This window comes from Bacillus cereus group sp. BfR-BA-01316 (genome assembly GCF_022664195.1).
Classification (GTDB): Bacteria; Bacillota; Bacilli; order Bacillales; family Bacillaceae_G; genus Bacillus_A.
Map to the genome: position 1 here is coordinate 22629 of NZ_JAKUGX010000010.1, position 16830 is coordinate 39458.

A 16830-nucleotide genomic window follows, 5' to 3' on the forward strand; every position below is an offset into this window, starting at 1 on the left:
AATTTTAAATGTTACAAATAAAGGGGTAAGGGGTAAATTCATGGAAGAACTAAGCTTTCAAGTCATTATTTTATTAATTGCATTCGGGTTTTTAGCTGCTTTTATTGATTCGGTTGTTGGAGGGGGAGGGTTAATTTCGCTTCCTGCACTTATGTTTGTTGGTTTATCACCAGCCTCGGCAATCGCAACGAATAAATTGGCAGCAACGATGGGGACGCTTACGAGTACAATTTATTTTATTCGATCAGGTAAGGTTGATTTTCGGATTGTAGGAAAGTTAATCCCGTTAACTATTATTGGAGCGGTCGCAGGTGCTTTAGTAGTAAAGTTTATTCCGCCGGATATTTTGCGTCCACTAGTGCTCGTAATGTTGGTTTTTATTGCCATTTATATTATTGCGAAAAAAGATTGGGGAAGTGCATCTACCTATAAAAAGATGACAAAAGGGAAAACATTAATGTTTTTCTTTGTTATTTTAATGATAGGGTTTTATGATGGATTTTTTGGACCAGGGACAGGATCCTTTTTAATTTTTGCATTTTTATTAATTGGTTTGGATTTTATTCAAGCGGCAGCATCTGGAAAACTTTTGAATTTCGTTAGTAATATCGTATCTTTAATTACTTTTTTATTTTTAGATGTGATTCATTTTGAATACGGTATAATTATGGGATTATCAATGATTTTAGGTGCTTATTTTGGATCGAAGTTTGCGGTTCAAAAAGGTGTTGGATATGTAAGGACTTTATTTTTATTAGTTACTATTTTATTAATCGGGAAAAATGTTTTGGAATATACTCATATTTTGTAGATTCATACGTATGTATGAATCTCTTTTTTTTTATTATATTTTAAAAATTTATTAATTTTTAAAATATAAGTCTAGGAATATTTGAATAAATCTAAATTATCGTGTAGAATAATGTTGTAAAATGTAAACGTTTTTCTAAGGGGAGGCTAAAAAAATGGTAGTAGCATACAAACATGAGCCATTTACAGATTTTTCAGTAGAGGCTAACAAATTAGCGTTTGAAGAGGGTTTAAAGAAAGTAGAATCTTATCTTGGACAAGACTATCCATTAATTATCGGGGGAAAAAAAATCACTACAGAAGACAAAATTGTTTCTGTAAACCCTGCAAATAAAGAGGAACTTGTTGGTCGCGTTTCAAAAGCAAGCCGTGAATTAGCTGAAAAAGCAATGCAAGTAGCGGATGCAACATTCCAAACTTGGAGAAAGTCAAAACCAGAAATGCGTGCAGACATTTTATTCCGTGCTGCAGCAATCGTTCGTCGTAGAAAACATGAGTTCTCTGCTATTCTTGTAAAAGAAGCAGGTAAACCATGGAATGAGGCAGATGCTGATACAGCAGAAGCAATTGACTTTATGGAATATTATGCTCGTCAAATGTTAAAATTAAAAGACGGTATTCCAGTAGAAAGCCGTCCAATTGAATATAATCGTTTCTCTTACATTCCATTAGGAGTAGGTGTTATCATTTCTCCTTGGAACTTCCCATTCGCAATTATGGCAGGTATGACAACGGCTGCTTTAGTTTCTGGTAACACAGTATTACTAAAACCAGCTAGTACAACTCCTGTAGTAGCAGCGAAATTTATGGAAGTATTAGAAGAAGCTGGTTTACCAGCTGGCGTAGTAAACTTCGTTCCAGGTAATGGTTCTGAAGTTGGTGACTACTTAGTAGATCACCCTCGTACACGTTTCGTGAGCTTCACTGGATCTCGCGATGTAGGTATTCGTATTTACGAGCGTGCAGCAAAAGTAAACCCAGGACAAATTTGGTTGAAACGTGTTATCGCTGAAATGGGCGGTAAAGATACAATCGTTGTTGATAAAGAAGCAGATCTTGAGTTAGCAGCTAAATCTATCGTTGCATCAGCATTCGGATTCTCAGGACAAAAATGTTCTGCATGTTCTCGTGCAGTAATCCATGAAGATGTGTACGATTACGTATTAAATCGTGCTGTTGAATTAACAAAAGAATTAACAGTAGGTAACCCAGATGCAAAAGATATCAACATGGGACCTGTTAATGACCAAGCTGCATTCGATAAAGTAATGAGCTATGTTGCAATTGGTAAAGAAGAAGGTAAAATCGTATCAGGTGGCGAAGGAGACGATTCTAAAGGCTGGTTCATCCAACCAACAATCGTTGCTGACGTTGCAGAAGATGCTCGCTTAATGAAAGAAGAAATCTTCGGGCCAGTAGTAGCATTCTGTAAAGCAAAAGACTTTGATCATGCACTTGCAATTGCAAACAATACAGAATACGGTTTAACAGGAGCAGTTGTTTCTAACAACCGTGACCATATTGAAAAAGCACGTGAAGACTTCCACGTTGGTAACTTATACTTCAACCGTGGATGTACTGGTGCAATCGTAGGTTACCAACCATTCGGTGGCTTTAACATGTCTGGTACAGACTCTAAAGCTGGTGGCCCTGATTACTTAGCACTTCACATGCAAGCAAAAACTACTTCTGAAACTTTATAAGAAATAGTAGAAGAGATCTTCACAGTCTGTGAAGATCTCTTCTTTTTGAGAAACTCTCTATAATAGAAGCTAGTTAATTTGAACCGAGAAATATTTACCAAATATTACTATGTGTTATTTAAAACCAGCTAAACCCTATTAATATCGGGATAAACATGAAAATAGAAACAAAACAACGAGAAAAATTGACTTATTAGTCATATTTTTTAGTATTCATTTTGAGAATTTCCTGTATAATACAATTTGAAAGAAAATCTATGGTTCGACAAGAGAACACTCCTTTCGGTTTTGCTAACTGAAAGGAGTGTTTTTTTAGGTGGTTAAAAATTCTTCGGTACTCATTACATTTGCATATACTACATTTAAACTCGCTAAAATTGCATTGTGAATATAAACAGCTGGTATAGTAGCGTTTTTAAATGAAAGATCTTTTGTCGCACAAGCATCGTGTATAACGGTACAATGAAAGCTAAAATCAAAAGCAGCCCTTACTGTAGCATCAATACACATATGGGTCATCATTCCGCAAATTACGACGTGCTCAATTTCTGAACGTTGTAATCGCTCTAGAAGGTCAGTTTCTCGAAAGCTATTTGGATAGTGTTTCAGTATAACAGTTTCCTTTCTAAGTGGACGGACATTTTCGTGAATATGGACACCTTCTGTATTGGGTAGGAAAAAAGTAGCGTCATTTTTTATAGCTACATGTTGGATATGAAAAATAGGTTCGTTTCTAATTCTAAAATGTTGTAGTAGCTGACTAGCATATTCACTTGCTTCTACTGGATTACGTAATTCCATCTTTCCATTTGGAAAATAATCATTTTGAATATCGATGAGCAAAAGGGCTGTTTTCATATATTTATCTTCCTCCGATTTCATATTCAAATACTGTTATTCAATTAGTAGAGAAGATTCTCCTTTTTAAAAGTATGAGTGAGGAGGATTTTACATAACTATAAAAATTACTATTGTATTGTGATTTTTTATTTGAAAATTTTAATAGAGGGATAATTAATGTTTTTCTAAAAAATGTATTGACTCTTATTATTCTGAGTTCTATAATGACAATTAAATCGATACACTCTTATCCAGAGAGGTGGAGGGACTGGCCCTACGATACCTCAGCAACGGGTTTTTTAATACCGTGCTAATTCCAGCAAGCCTATAAAGGCTTGGAAGATGAGAAGATGTGAATGAGTACATATATAAGTGCTCTCCTTCTTATCTTTATTACTGATAAGAAGGAGAGCACTTTTTATTTTATCTCGAAAGCTCTACTTCAAGTTTTTACAGCATATAGGAGGGAAGAAAATGATTTCTTTTAACAATGTAAGTAAAGTATATGAATCAGGCGGACAATCAGTTCATGCCGTGGAGGATGTAACGTTGTCAGTTGAAAAGGGCGAAATTTTTGGCATTATCGGATTTAGTGGTGCAGGGAAGAGTACGTTATTACGTTTAGTAAATATGTTAGAAAGACCAACTGCAGGAACAATTTCAATAGATGATAAAGATATTACATCATTATCGGCGAAAGAATTACGGAAACTAAGACAAAGAATTGGAATGATTTTTCAAAGCTTTAATCTATTTAATTCAAGAACGGTGTTTGGGAACATTGCTTATCCATTAAGGTTAGCGAAATTGCCGAAGAATGAGATAAAAGAAAGAGTGAATGAACTACTAAAATTTGTTGGTTTAGAAGATAAAGCGAACTATTATCCAGAACAGTTATCAGGGGGGCAAAAGCAGCGTGTTGGGATTGCAAGAGCACTTGCGACATCACCAGATATTCTCATATGCGATGAGGCAACATCAGCTTTAGATCCGGAAACAACGACAGAAATTTTAAATTTATTAAAGAAAGTAAATAGAGAGTACAATTTAACGATTCTACTTATTACACATGAAATGCACGTTGTGAAAGAAATTTGTCACCGTGTAGCCGTTATGGAAAAAGGAAAAGTAATTGAAGAAGGAAAACTGTTTGATGTTTTCACACAACCAAAAACAAAGACAACTCAAAATTTTGTACGCTCTGTTATTAATGATCACTTACCAGAAAGTGTTCTAGCGAAAATTCAAAACGGAGGTCAGATTTATCGCCTGACTTTTACTGGGGAAGAGACAGGGCAGCCTGTACTATCATATATTGCGAAAAACTATAACGTCGATGTAAATGTTCTTTACGGAAATATTATTGAACTCCAAAATGTGCTATTTGGAAATCTTCTTGTAGAACTACAAGGTGAACAGAAAGAAATTCAAAAAGCATTACAACATCTAAGACTGCAAGTACAGCTGAAGGAGGTGGAAGCTCATGCGAGTTGATTGGAGTATATTTTGGCCTCGCATATTAGATGCGACAGGGGATACCCTCTTAATGGTAATTGTAACCCTTATATTTGCTACAATTCTTGGTATACCTCTAGGTTTACTTTTATACGTAACGAGAAAAGGAAACTTTTTAGAAAACAAATGGGTCTTTTCTATTCTTAATATCGTAATTAATACAATTCGTCCGGTTCCATTCATTATCTTTTTAGTAGCTTTAAGTCCGATAACAAGAAGTGTTATTGGAACGACGATTGGAACAGCAGCAATCTTCCCAATGACGTTAGTTGCATCAATTGGTATTGCTAGAATGGTTGAAACAAATCTTGTTTCTGTTCCGAAAGGGGTAATTGAAGCAGCACAAGCAATGGGCGCTTCACCACTTAGAATTGTTTTTGAAATCCTCGTGCCAGAAGCTTTAGCACCATTAATCTTAGGTGTCACGTTTATGACAGTTGGTTTAATTGAATTTTCTGCAGTTGCTGGGCTTGTCGGTGGTGGCGGTCTTGGTGACTTAGCAATGACATATGGTTATCAACGCTTTGATACGTCAGTTATGTTCGTAACGGTCGTTTTACTTATTATTCTTGTACAGGTAGCTCAAAATTTAGGAAACTACTTTGCGAAAGTCTTTTTACGCAGATCATAAAAAGGAAGAGGGGAAAAGAAAATGAAGAAAATTTTAGCATTTGCATTATCAGCGATTGTAGGAATTACAGCCTTAAGCGGCTGCACAGGTGGAGACACAAGTGCAGGAGCGAAAGAGAAAGTAGTTCGCGTAGGTGTAACTGGAACAGATGGAGACGCTTGGGAAATTTTAAAGAAAAAAGCTGAAAAAGAAGGAATTAAAATTAAACTGGTTGAGTTCTCTGATTACACAACGCCAAATAAAGCGTTAGCTGATGGAGATATTGAACTAAACTCATTTCAGCATATTGCTTTCTTAGAGCAATTTAAGAAGGAGCATAAGATAGATATTACAGCAGTTGGTACAACGCAAATTGCACCGATGGGCTTATACTCTGAAAAATATAAGAAAGCAAATGAAATCCCAGATGGTTCAGAAATTGCTATTCCAAATGATCCAACGAACCAAGCGCGTGCATTAAAACTTCTTGATGCAGCTGGATTATTAAAGCTTAAGAAAGATTTCGGTCTATTTGGAGATCCAAGCGGCATTGCTGAAAATCCGAAGAAGTTAAAGGTTACACCGGTTATCGCACAGCAAACACCTCGTGTGTTAAAAGATGTAGCGGCTTCAGTTATTAATAATGGTGTTGCTGGTCAAGCTGGATTAGACCCAGCGAAGGATCCAATTTTCTTAGAAGATCCAAAAAATACAAATGCAAAGGCCTATATTAATATTTTCGCAGCTCGTACGAAAGATAAAGATGATCCAACACTGAAAAAAGTAATTGAACTATATCATTCAAAAGAAGTAACAGATGCAATTAAGAAAGAAACAAATGATGGTTCAATTTCAGTAGATCTTTCACTTGATGAGCTTGAAAAAATCGTAAAATAATTATTGGGTTTAACGGCTAACAGTAGGAACCCCTCCACTGTTAGCTCGTTCAACATATAATCTACTTAACAAACAAAACCCTAATTCTGTACCTTCCAATTTTGTATAACATAGAATCCAATGTTTGTTAAGTAGAGTGATGGATCAGGAGTTTTCCTGGTCTTTTTTTATTTAAAACAGTTAGCTAATAATAAGGTAATCCAAATTATGATTGGGTAAGAGAGTAAACTGAAAATGAGTGTAATTGCTAAATTCCTTTTATTGATTAAGCATTTTTCTGATGAAAAGAAGAAAATAGAAAACAGAATAATGGAAGTTGCTGATATTACACCTGGATTATAAGAACGATAAATGAAATACAAGATAATATGCTGAACGGCGTTAAAAAAGATACAGCCCTGTATAAAAATGATCCAGTAAATAGAAGATATGATGCTTAATTGATATAGAAAGACTATGATTAAGACAAAGGTTGTTAATATGGAAATTGCAATGAAAAATTGTTGGCTAGTTATAAGATGAATTGAAAATTGATTAGCAAGATATTGTGGCATCTGGAAAGCTTCTTCAAGGTTATGAATGAAAAATAAAAAGGGGATTAGCCAGATTGTACGAGTAGTGACATGTCTTGCAGAAGATGTTTTCATCAATTTACATCAGCTCCAATAAAGGGATAGAAAGCCTATAAGAAAAGGCTTTCTACAAGGGTATAGTTATTCAATGATGATGCTCTTTAAATTACCTTCAGGTTGCGGTTGTTCTTCCGCAAAAGAAGAGAGCTCCTCCTGTAAAATGTTTAGTGCTTGCTTAGCTGATTGCTGAATCGGATTTGGTAGCTCTTCTAATATACGTATACCGACTTTTATTTTTGTACGAATTACCTTTCTTAGTAGTTCATCATGCATGTACTACACCTCCAAACCGAATGTTTAGTACATCCTCTTCAAACTTTGCTCCTTGAATAGAGAGGTGTGTTAATGTTTTTGGCAATGTTATGTTTCGTTTAACAGAACCAGCTCGAAGGATAAGTTCATCACCTTTTTGATTTAATGAAAGTTCACTCTTGTTTGAGAATGGAATAGAAAGAACGAAAATATATTCATCGCCATCTTTTTTGACATATTGTGTGCGACCGTTAAATTTCACCTCAGTAGGACAAGGATCAGTTTTGAATAAAGCATTTCCTACACGCTCTAACATAGGCAAACCAACAACTTCTTGTTCAAACATCGGAGCTTCGTAAATAGGAAGTGGCTGAAAACTATCTTGAATTAAGGCTTTATATTTCTTTTGTGTATCTTTCCATGCTTGAAAGTAAGGATCGGTGACAGTGTTAGGGATGACGCGGTTAATCATAATGGCATCTACGTTATAATCGTATAAGTTTAAATAATTAAAACTACGCTGAGCTTCTTTAATGACCATTTTTTCAGGATTCACAACAACGCGAATACTCGTTACTTCTCGGTTTGATAAAATATCTCTCATTTCTCCAAGTTGTTCAAGCGTATTCGTTAATTCGTCCATAATATCATCGGTTGGAAGGGGGACACCAAGAAGTGGTTGAGCTACAGGACGAACAACTTTTAAAATCTTCCTTTTAATAGGAAAGAGTTTTTCCATCCACCAGCCGAGCATGTCTGGAAAGCTGAGCATTGCTAATGTTTCTCCGGTCGGTGCACAATCAATGATGATGACATCGTATGTGTTTTGTTTATAATAATCTAGTACTCGAAGTAAGCTAATTAAATCTTCCATACCAGGGAACATCGTTAATTCTTCTGTCGTAATATCATCAGCTGCTTTGGAAGTGAAGAGTAGTGTAATATATTTCTGCAATTTCCCCCAGCCTTTTTCCATTTCATAAATAGTATTAATTTCTTGTGCCCACAAGTTTTCGCGAATTTCTAGTGGTTCAGAAGATAGTTTTATGCCAAATGAATCTCCTAAACTATGAGCGGGATCTGTGCTCATTACTAATGTTTTTAATCCTTGTTTTGCACTTTGGATTGCTGTTGCTGCTGAAATACTAGTTTTTCCTACGCCGCCTTTACCTGTATACAAAATAATTCTCATCATTTTATCCCCTTTGTTTCGAATGTCGAATATTACGAGTATCGAAGTAAATGGTTGAATAAAAACCCAGTTAGGGCTTTATTCAATCGGAATGTTTTTCATTTTAGGTGTAGAAACCTTTTCTTCTGTTTTTTGCTGTGACGTAGCAATGTGATTCATGATCTTTTGGAAGATTTGTAGTAAGAATGCTTTTTCTTCTTCTGATAGTGCGTCTGTCACTAGGCTAAAGTAATGGGCCGCATTTTGTTTTACTTCTTGAACGAGCATTACGCCGTTTTCTGTTAAACGAATTAATACAATGCGTCGATCGCTTTCATCCCGGTAGCGTTCAATATACCCCTTTTTTACAAGGCGATTTACAACGCCTGTCGTTGTACTCATCGGTATATCAAGAAGGTCAGCGATCTTTGTCATTGTAATATCTGTATTTCGCTCCATCCAAAGTAAACAAAATACTTCTGTCTTGGAAAGTGTTAAATCAAGGCTTACCCATTCTTCAGGATAGAAAAGTTTCTTGGCGTTATCTAGCAGTAAGTCTAAAAAATGTTCATATTGCAACAATTATTTCCACTCCCGTATATTTCGAGATTCGTAATATTTGTTTTTATTTTATGTGGAATTGAAATAAATGTCAATAATTTTAACTGTTTTTTCAGATTAGAAAGAAAAAATATCTTCAAAATAGCAATTTTTTGTGATAGATTAATAAATAGAAAAATAAAATTTACATAAAAATCCATTAGGGTAAATATATTTATCTATAATGGATGTGCAGCTAACGAGGGGGAGAACGATGAGGAGAAGAAATACGCAAGCGTTCACGTTTTTAGCATGGACTTCATTTGTTTGTGCGCTGTCAGGAATGCTAATTGGGATTTACACGTTAGATGAAACGCTTAGTGTAAAAGGGTACTATTTAATCGGAACATTATTTTTAACGATGTCTTGTTTTGTATTACAAAAAACAATTCGTGATAATGAGGAAGATAATGAAAGATTTCCGAAAAATAAATCGTTAGATAAAGAGTAAATTGTAAAGAAAGGCACTTGCCTTTCTTTTTTTATGTAAAAATACCGTAAGTGCCGTGTGTTGACTTGCTTGAAGTACTGAAAATTTGGTATCATCAATAGTATTGTAGATTGAACGATATATTATGGAGGTGGCCTAGCCGTGTCAAGAATTTCCGTTGAGAATGTAAAGCACGTAGCACATTTAGCACGTCTTGCAATTACTGATCAAGAAGCAGAAAAATTTCAAAAACAACTAGATGCAATTGTTACATTTGCAGAACAGTTAAATGAATTAGATACAACAGATGTAAAACCAACAACTCATGTATTAACTATGAAAAATGTTATGCGTGAAGATGTGCCAGAAAAAGGTTTACCAGTAGAAGAAGTATTAAAAAATGCACCGGATCACAAAGATAATCAAATCCGTGTTCCAGCAGTATTAGAATAGAGGAGGGAATTTCGATGTCATTATTTGATCATTCTGTATCAGAGTTACATAAGAAGTTAAACAACAAAGAAATTTCCGTTACGGATTTAGTAGAAGAATCTTACAAACGTATTTCGGATGTTGAAGATAACGTAAAAGCTTTTCTTACATTAGATGAAGAAAATGCACGCGCGAAAGCGAAAGAATTAGATGCAAAGATTGGTGCTGAGGATAATGGTTTATTATTCGGTATGCCAATCGGTGTAAAAGATAACATTGTAACTAACGGTCTTCGTACAACTTGTGCGAGCAAAATGTTAGCAAACTTCGATCCAATTTACGATGCGACAGTTGTACAAAAGCTAAAAGCTGCTGACACAGTTACAATCGGTAAATTAAATATGGACGAGTTCGCAATGGGTTCTTCAAATGAAAATTCAGGCTTCTACGCTACAAAAAATCCATGGAACTTAGATTACGTTCCAGGTGGATCTAGTGGTGGTTCTGCAGCAGCTGTAGCAGCAGGAGAAGTATTATTCTCTCTAGGTTCTGATACGGGTGGTTCTATCCGTCAGCCAGCTGCATATTGCGGCGTTGTAGGTTTAAAACCAACTTACGGACGTGTATCTCGTTACGGATTAGTAGCATTCGCATCTTCACTTGACCAAATCGGACCGATTACACGTACAGTAGAAGACAATGCATACTTATTACAAGCTATTTCAGGTATTGACCGTATGGATGCAACTTCTGCAAACGTTGAAGTAGGAAACTACTTAGCTGGTTTAACAGGCGATGTTAAAGGTTTACGCATTGCTGTACCGAAAGAATACTTAGGCGAAGGTGTTGGCGAAGAAGCTCGTGAGTCAGTACTAGCTGCTTTAAAAGTATTAGAAGGTATGGGCGCAACTTGGGAGGAAGTATCTCTTCCGCACTCTAAATACGCTCTAGCAACGTATTACTTACTATCTTCTTCTGAAGCATCTGCTAACCTTTCACGCTTTGATGGCGTACGTTACGGTGTTCGTTCTGATAATGTAAATAATTTATTAGATCTTTACAAAAACACACGTAGCGAAGGTTTCGGTGATGAAGTAAAACGTCGTATTATGCTAGGTACATTTGCTCTTAGCTCTGGTTACTATGATGCATATTACAAAAAAGCACAACAAGTACGTACATTAATTAAAAATGACTTTGAAAATGTATTTGCTAACTATGATGTTATTATTGGACCAACAACGCCAACTCCGGCATTTAAAGTGGGCGAAAAAGTGGACGATCCAATGACAATGTATGCAAATGACATTTTAACAATTCCAGTAAACTTAGCGGGTGTTCCAGCGATTTCTGTTCCATGTGGATTTGGTGCTAACAACATGCCACTTGGTCTACAAATCATTGGTAAACACTTCGATGAAGCGACAATTTACCGCGTTGCACATGCGTTTGAGCAAGCAACAGACTATCATACAAAAAAAGCAAGTCTGTAAGGAGGCGAGCATAGATGAATTTAGAAACAATTATTGGTTTAGAGGTTCACGTTGAGTTAAAAACAAATTCGAAAATTTTCTCTGCGAGTCCAACAGAATTCGGAGCGGAGCCAAATACACAAACAAGTGTAATTGACTTAGGATACCCAGGGGTACTTCCTACTTTAAATAAGGAAGCAGTTAACTTTGCAATGAAAGCTGCAATGGCATTAAACTGTGAAATCGCAACGGAAACGAAGTTCGACCGTAAAAACTATTTCTACCCAGATAATCCGAAAGCTTACCAAATCTCTCAATTTGATAAGCCAATTGGTGAAAATGGTTGGATTGAAATCGAAGTAGACGGTAAAAAGAAACGTATCGGTATTACACGTCTTCATTTAGAAGAAGATGCTGGTAAATCAACGCATACAGCTGAAGGTTCATTAGTAGACTACAACCGTCAAGGTATGCCTTTAATCGAGATCGTATCTGAGCCAGATATGCGTACTCCAGAAGAAGCATATGCCTACTTAGAGAAGTTAAAATCAATCATTCAATATACAGGTGTATCTGATTGTAAGATGGAAGAAGGTTCTCTTCGTTGTGATGCGAATATTTCACTTCGTCCAGTTGGACAAGAGAAGTTCGGTACAAAAGCAGAACTGAAAAACTTAAACTCTTTCACTTACGTGCAAAAAGGTCTTGAGCATGAGCAAGTGCGCCAAGAGAAAGAATTATTATCTGGCGGTATCATCCAACAAGAAACACGTCGTTATGATGAAGCAACGAAGAAAACAATCTTAATGCGTATAAAAGAAGGATCTGACGATTACCGTTACTTCCCAGAGCCAGACTTAGTTGAACTTTACATCGACGATGAGTGGAAAGAAGAAATTCGTGCTTCTATTCCAGAACTTCCAGATGTACGTAAAGCTCGCTATGTTGAAGAAATTGGCTTACCGGCTTATGATGCACACGTATTAACATTAACGAAAGAGATGTCTGATTTCTTTGAAGCAACAGTTGCAGACGGTGCTGATGCGAAATTAACATCAAACTGGTTAATGGGTGAAGTACTTGCATACTTAAACAAACAACAAAAAGAACTAAAAGACGTTGCATTAACACCTACTGGTTTATCTAAAATGGTTCAATTAATTGAAAAAGGTACAATTTCTTCTAAAATCGCGAAGAAAGTATTTAACGAATTAATTGAAAAAGGTGGAGACCCAGAAGAAATCGTTAAAGCGAAAGGTCTTGTTCAAATTTCTGACGAGGGTACACTTCGTAAAGTTGTAACAGAAATTCTTGATAATAATGAGCAATCTATTGAAGACTTTAAAAACGGTAAAGACCGTGCAATTGGCTTCTTAGTTGGTCAAATTATGAAAGCTACAAAAGGACAAGCAAATCCACCGCTTGTTAACAAAATCTTACTTGAAGAGATTAATAAGCGCTAAAAATAAGAGCGGAATTCTTATTTTTGAACGCTAAAATAGTATATATTCTTAAAGATTAAACAGAAAAAACACCCGTATTTGGGTGTTTTTTCTGAGTTAATCAAACGTTTGTTTAAATGATAAAAAATAATTTAAACAATAATTTAAACAAACGTTTGATTAACTTTGAAAAGTGAAAAAATGTTTGTATAGCAACTATGGTATGATAGTTGCAAAAAGGTGGGAATAATGATAAATCTAGACATAGAGGTTTTTTTTCATCTCATGAAATAATAGATAATTATTATTCATTATATGTAAATTGATGTGAGAGAATGGATAGACATAAATTTTTGGTCAAATAAAACAAAACTATCAGGAGTAAACAGTTACTTTTGATGGGCTACACGAATCGGGTTCTTACTGCCTGTTTGAGCGGAATTAAAGAAGGATAGGAAGATGAGAGGAGGTAGGCATAGGGATACTGAATAAGAGTTCGGTGTATTCTTTTTTCAATGAATATGGAATTTCCTATGCTAATAAATGATGAAGAGAGCAAGAATTATTTATAATCCTACTTCTGGGCGCGAGCTATTTAAGAAGAGCTTACCAGAAGTATTACAAAAATTAGAACAAGCTGGATATGAAGCATCTTGTCATGCGACAACTGGTCCTGGAGATGCGACTGTGGCAGCGAGGCAAGCTGCGGATCGTAAGTTTGATGTTGTTATCGCAGCTGGTGGTGATGGTACATTAAATGAAGTAGTGAACGGTTTAGTAGGACATGAGCATCGTCCAAAGTTTGGAATTATTCCAGTTGGAACGACAAATGATTTTGCGCGTGCGATCGGTGTACCTCGTGCTATTGAAGAGGCTGCGGATATTATTTGTGAAGGAACAACGGTACCGTTAGATCTTGGTAGAGCGAACGATACATATTTCATTAATATCGCTGGTGGCGGCCGTATTACAGAATTAACATATGAAGTACCAAGCAAGCTAAAGACAGTATTAGGTCAACTTGCTTACTATTTAAAAGGAATCGAAATGTTACCATCATTACATCCAACATATGTTGAAATCGAGTATGATGGGAAGTTGCTACAAGAAGAAATTACGATGTTTTTAATTACGAATACTCGTTCAGTTGGTGGATTCGAAAAAGTAGCACCATATGCATCTATTAACGATGGATTATTTGATTTATTAGTACTGAAAAAAGGTTCTATCGCTGATTTAATTAAAGCAGCAACACAAGCGCAGCGTGGGGAACATATTAACAATCCAAAAGTGCTATATACACAAGCGAATCGTATTAAAGTGCATTCACCTGATAAATTAATGATCAACTTAGATGGTGAATATGGCGGAGATGCACCGATGGAATTCGAAAATATATATCATTGTCTGGAACTATTTGTTCCTGAACATCAAGAGGATGCCCTGTAAAGGCATCCTTTTTTGCTTTTTCCCAGCTATTTGCGAGTAATAAGACTCCCAATCAAAATTCGACCCAAGCAAAGAAGTTAGGCGGAAGTGGGCTAATGATCAGCGGGGGATGGACAGCCCCCGCTGATTAAAGTTTCTCTTTATACAGATGAATTGTAAATTGGAAGTTAGTTTGATTTTTATGGTATTTTTACAATCCGTTTATTTTTTATCCATATTTTATTGATACACTGGAAGAGATAAGAAATGAGAGGTAGGGTGCTATGGAGAAGGTAAAAGCAATACTATTTGATAAAGATGGGACATTAATGGATTTTCATTCGATTTGGATAAAAGTAGCTGAAGAGCTTGTTGCAGAATGTATAAATTTATATCAATTACCAGAATCAATGCAACCAACGTTATTAAAGGAGATTGGCGTAGACGGAGCATTTGTTCATCCGCGTAGTGCGCTCGCTGCTGGAACGAGTCTTGATGTTGCCAAGGGGCTTTGTAAGTATATTGCATCATCTAGAGAAGAAGAGATGCATCAATGGGTGAGTGAAAAGTTGTTTGCTCTTATGTACGAGCATCGTTCACATATGAGAATGACGGCAGATTTACCGAAAGTTTTACAAGCGTTAAAGGATAGAGGATTTATTCTAGGTGTCGTTACAGCTGATGATTTCGCGCCGACAGAATTATTTTTAAAGCAATATCAATTGGAAGCTTTTTTTGATTGTGTTATAGCTTCAGATACATTTCCAGCACAGAAGCCAGATAAAAAAATTGTAGAATCGTTTTGTGAGAGATTTAATTTAGAGACATGCGAAATAGCGGTCGTCGGGGATACACCGACGGATTTACATTTAGCGAAAAATGGTGGCGACTGTTATGCGATTGGCGTACTATCTGGTACGGGTGATCGTCAAACGTTAGAACCACTTGCAGATTTAGTATTACAATCTGTTGAAGATTTAATTTCTCATTCAGGTGAGTTTATTTGGAAACAAGGAAAGTCTAATGTATAAATGAATAAGTCTATAAGGACTCTATATGAGTCTTTATAGACTTATTTTTTATGCCGAGATAGTAAGAGAATGGGATCAATACTAGAAAGAGGAAGTTGGCATACATCTTGCAATATAAAGAGAAAACATTGTATAGAAAAGGATGGGGTACACAATGAACACAAAAAAATTTGCTAAAGTAAATGAACAAATTCCAGGACCGAAAGCAGCGTCTTTATTAGAACGCCGCCAAAATATAGTACCAAAAGGAGTAAGTAATGGTATTCCAACATTTGTACAGTCTGCAAATGGTGCACTCGTAACAGATGTGGATGGAAACCAGTATATTGATTTCGCAGGAGCAATCGGGACAATTAATGTAGGACATTGTCATCCTACTGTTAAAGAAGCGCTTCATAAACAAGTAGATCAATATATTCATACTGGTTTTAATGTGATGATGTATGAGCCATATATTGAATTGGCAGAAAAACTGGCAGCATTAGCACCAGGTAATTTCGATAAACAAGTGCTGTTTTTAAACAGTGGGGCAGAAGCGGTTGAAAATGCAGTGAAGATTGCTCGTAAATATACGAAGAGACCTGGAATTATTGCATTTTCTAAAGGATTTCATGGGCGTACATTAATGACAATGACGATGACAAGTAAAGTAAAACCATATAAATTTGGATTTGGCCCATTTGCTCCAGAAGTATATAAAGCGCCATTCCCATATGAATACCGTCGCCCAGAAGGGTTAACAGAAGAGCAGTATGATGACTTTATCATTGAAGAGTTTAAGAACTTCTTCATATCAGAAGTAGCACCAGAAACAATTGCAGCTGTTGTAATGGAGCCTGTTCAAGGGGAAGGTGGATTTATCGTTCCAAGTAAGAAATTTGTTCAAGAAGTACGCAGTATTTGTTCAGAGCACGGTATTTTATTTGTAGCTGATGAAATTCAAACAGGCTTTAGTCGTACCGGAAAATACTTTGCAATTGATCATTATGATGTCGTTCCAGATTTAATTACGGTATCTAAATCATTAGGTGCTGGTGTACCGATAAGCGGTGTGATTGGGCGTAAAGAAATTATGAATGAGTCTGCACCGGGAGAACTGGGCGGAACGTATGCAGGAAGCCCACTAGGATGTGCGGCTGCATTAGCTGTACTTGATGTAATAGAAAAAGAGAAATTAAATGATAGAGCGATAGAAGTAGGGAAAGTCGTAATGAACCGATTCCAAGAGATGAAAAACAAATATAATTGCATCGGTGATGTGCGCGGCTTAGGGGCAATGTGCGCATTCGAGCTCGTTCAAGATCGTAAGACAAAAGCGCCTGATAAAGCATTAGCGGCTAATTTATGTGCAGAAGCAAATAAGCGTGGATTACTTCTACTATCAGCAGGAACATATGGAACTGTTATTCGTGTGTTAATGCCATTAGTGATTACAGATGAGCAACTTGAGGAAGGTTTAACAATAATTGAAGAATCATTGCAAGCTTGTTATGAGCAAGCAAACATCGCTCGTGTATAAAAACTGAATTATAAATCACAAACATTCTAGCCGGCTCTATATAAAA

General features: G+C 36.1%; 17 protein-coding genes and 1 riboswitch. Of the genes, 12 read left to right on the forward strand and 5 right to left on the reverse strand.

The genetic code is table 11. The features are described 5' to 3' along the window. Positions 1-40: 40 nt before the first annotated feature. Together MR071_RS10440 and pruA are read left to right on the forward strand one after the other, a co-directional pair. On the forward strand, positions 41-811 hold the full coding sequence (locus MR071_RS10440) for a TSUP family transporter (protein WP_016128243.1): 771 nt from the start codon (positions 41-43) through the stop codon (positions 809-811). Positions 812-965: 154 nt separating this feature from the next. Next, positions 966-2513, forward strand: coding sequence for an L-glutamate gamma-semialdehyde dehydrogenase (gene pruA, locus MR071_RS10445; protein WP_242235897.1), 1548 nt, complete (start codon positions 966-968; stop codon positions 2511-2513). 312 nt (positions 2514-2825) lie between these two features. Here the strand turns inward: pruA and MR071_RS10450 are convergent, their stop codons facing one another. Next, positions 2826-3395: a cysteine hydrolase family protein gene (locus MR071_RS10450; RefSeq protein ID WP_242235899.1), complete on the reverse strand. Its 570-nt coding sequence runs from the start codon at positions 3393-3395 to the stop codon at positions 2826-2828. Positions 3396-3597: 202 nt separating this feature from the next. After that, positions 3598-3702, forward strand: a riboswitch (SAM riboswitch). A gap of 125 nt (positions 3703-3827) precedes the next feature. Between MR071_RS10450 and MR071_RS10455 the strand changes: the two genes are divergently transcribed. The 3 genes from MR071_RS10455 to MR071_RS10465 are packed head-to-tail and all read left to right on the forward strand — an operon-like array spanning position 3828 to position 6375. Beyond that, positions 3828-4847, forward strand: coding sequence for a methionine ABC transporter ATP-binding protein (locus MR071_RS10455; protein WP_002029486.1), 1020 nt, complete (start codon positions 3828-3830; stop codon positions 4845-4847). Then, complete coding sequence (locus tag MR071_RS10460) at positions 4837-5499, forward strand: methionine ABC transporter permease (protein ID WP_242235901.1); 663 nt, start codon at positions 4837-4839, stop codon at positions 5497-5499. The genes MR071_RS10455 and MR071_RS10460 overlap by 11 nt, the downstream gene beginning before the upstream one ends. Before the next feature lie 21 nt (positions 5500-5520). Beyond that, on the forward strand, positions 5521-6375 hold the full coding sequence (locus tag MR071_RS10465) for a MetQ/NlpA family ABC transporter substrate-binding protein (protein ID WP_242235902.1): 855 nt from the start codon (positions 5521-5523) through the stop codon (positions 6373-6375). 167 nt (positions 6376-6542) lie between these two features. Here MR071_RS10465 and MR071_RS10470 read toward each other — a convergent pair whose 3' ends face one another. The 4 genes from MR071_RS10470 to MR071_RS10485 form a co-directional block, all read right to left on the reverse strand. Continuing rightward, complete coding sequence (locus MR071_RS10470) at positions 6543-7025, reverse strand: HXXEE domain-containing protein (RefSeq protein ID WP_242235904.1); 483 nt, start codon at positions 7023-7025, stop codon at positions 6543-6545. A 63-nt stretch (positions 7026-7088) separates the two neighbouring features. Next, the gene (locus tag MR071_RS10475) at positions 7089-7280 is read right to left on the reverse strand and encodes a DUF3926 domain-containing protein (RefSeq protein ID WP_105586219.1); all 192 of its coding nucleotides are present in this window, start codon (positions 7278-7280) and stop codon (positions 7089-7091) included. Next, positions 7273-8454: an ArsA family ATPase gene (locus MR071_RS10480; protein WP_242235906.1), complete on the reverse strand. Its 1182-nt coding sequence runs from the start codon at positions 8452-8454 to the stop codon at positions 7273-7275. Before MR071_RS10480 ends, MR071_RS10475 begins: the two co-directional genes overlap by 8 nt. A 75-nt stretch (positions 8455-8529) precedes the next feature. Then, a complete protein-coding gene (locus tag MR071_RS10485; RefSeq protein ID WP_070140662.1) occupies positions 8530-9012 on the reverse strand; it encodes a MarR family winged helix-turn-helix transcriptional regulator in 483 nt (160 codons plus the stop codon). 232 nt (positions 9013-9244) lie between these two features. Here MR071_RS10485 and MR071_RS10490 point away from each other — a divergent pair, with 232 nt between their 5' ends. The 7 genes from MR071_RS10490 to gabT all read left to right on the forward strand — a co-directional run bounded on the left by MR071_RS10490 (position 9245) and on the right by gabT (position 16784). Further along, a complete protein-coding gene (locus MR071_RS10490) occupies positions 9245-9481 on the forward strand; it encodes a YiaA/YiaB family inner membrane protein (protein ID WP_002029490.1) in 237 nt (78 codons plus the stop codon). 141 nt (positions 9482-9622) lie between these two features. Further along, positions 9623-9913 (forward strand): Asp-tRNA(Asn)/Glu-tRNA(Gln) amidotransferase subunit GatC, encoded by a 291-nt coding sequence (gatC, locus tag MR071_RS10495; protein WP_000086999.1) that lies wholly within the window; start codon positions 9623-9625, stop codon positions 9911-9913. A gap of 14 nt (positions 9914-9927) precedes the next feature. Then, complete coding sequence (gene gatA / locus MR071_RS10500) at positions 9928-11385, forward strand: Asp-tRNA(Asn)/Glu-tRNA(Gln) amidotransferase subunit GatA (protein ID WP_002113505.1); 1458 nt, start codon at positions 9928-9930, stop codon at positions 11383-11385. A gap of 14 nt (positions 11386-11399) precedes the next feature. Continuing rightward, complete coding sequence (gene gatB / locus MR071_RS10505) at positions 11400-12827, forward strand: Asp-tRNA(Asn)/Glu-tRNA(Gln) amidotransferase subunit GatB (protein ID WP_105586221.1); 1428 nt, start codon at positions 11400-11402, stop codon at positions 12825-12827. Positions 12828-13349: 522 nt separating this feature from the next. Next, positions 13350-14255, forward strand: a complete 906-nt coding sequence (locus MR071_RS10510) for a diacylglycerol kinase (RefSeq protein ID WP_105586222.1) — start codon at positions 13350-13352, stop codon at positions 14253-14255. Positions 14256-14518: 263 nt separating this feature from the next. Beyond that, positions 14519-15265 carry an HAD family hydrolase gene (locus MR071_RS10515; protein ID WP_105586223.1) on the forward strand — a complete coding sequence of 249 codons (747 nt, stop codon included), beginning with the start codon at positions 14519-14521 and terminating at the stop codon, positions 15263-15265. Between the two features lie 154 nt (positions 15266-15419). Beyond that, positions 15420-16784 (forward strand): 4-aminobutyrate--2-oxoglutarate transaminase, encoded by a 1365-nt coding sequence (gene gabT, locus MR071_RS10520; protein ID WP_242235909.1) that lies wholly within the window; start codon positions 15420-15422, stop codon positions 16782-16784. The last annotated feature ends 46 nt before the right edge of the window (positions 16785-16830 follow it).

Coding starts and splice junctions, on each gene's coding strand:
- MR071_RS10440 (WP_016128243.1), top strand. CDS start 41: ATGGAAGAACTAAGCTTTCAAGTCATTATTTTATTAATTGCATTCGGG.
- pruA (WP_242235897.1), top strand. CDS start 966: ATGGTAGTAGCATACAAACATGAGCCATTTACAGATTTTTCAGTAGAG.
- MR071_RS10450 (WP_242235899.1), bottom strand. CDS start 3,395: ATGAAATCGGAGGAAGATAAATATATGAAAACAGCCCTTTTGCTCATC.
- MR071_RS10455 (WP_002029486.1), top strand. CDS start 3,828: ATGATTTCTTTTAACAATGTAAGTAAAGTATATGAATCAGGCGGACAA.
- MR071_RS10460 (WP_242235901.1), top strand. CDS start 4,837: ATGCGAGTTGATTGGAGTATATTTTGGCCTCGCATATTAGATGCGACA.
- MR071_RS10465 (WP_242235902.1), top strand. CDS start 5,521: ATGAAGAAAATTTTAGCATTTGCATTATCAGCGATTGTAGGAATTACA.
- MR071_RS10475 (WP_105586219.1), bottom strand. CDS start 7,280: ATGCATGATGAACTACTAAGAAAGGTAATTCGTACAAAAATAAAAGTC.
- MR071_RS10480 (WP_242235906.1), bottom strand. CDS start 8,454: ATGATGAGAATTATTTTGTATACAGGTAAAGGCGGCGTAGGAAAAACT.
- MR071_RS10490 (WP_002029490.1), top strand. CDS start 9,245: ATGAGGAGAAGAAATACGCAAGCGTTCACGTTTTTAGCATGGACTTCA.
- gatA (WP_002113505.1), top strand. CDS start 9,928: ATGTCATTATTTGATCATTCTGTATCAGAGTTACATAAGAAGTTAAAC.
- gatB (WP_105586221.1), top strand. CDS start 11,400: ATGAATTTAGAAACAATTATTGGTTTAGAGGTTCACGTTGAGTTAAAA.
- MR071_RS10510 (WP_105586222.1), top strand. CDS start 13,350: ATGATGAAGAGAGCAAGAATTATTTATAATCCTACTTCTGGGCGCGAG.
- MR071_RS10515 (WP_105586223.1), top strand. CDS start 14,519: ATGGAGAAGGTAAAAGCAATACTATTTGATAAAGATGGGACATTAATG.
- gabT (WP_242235909.1), top strand. CDS start 15,420: ATGAACACAAAAAAATTTGCTAAAGTAAATGAACAAATTCCAGGACCG.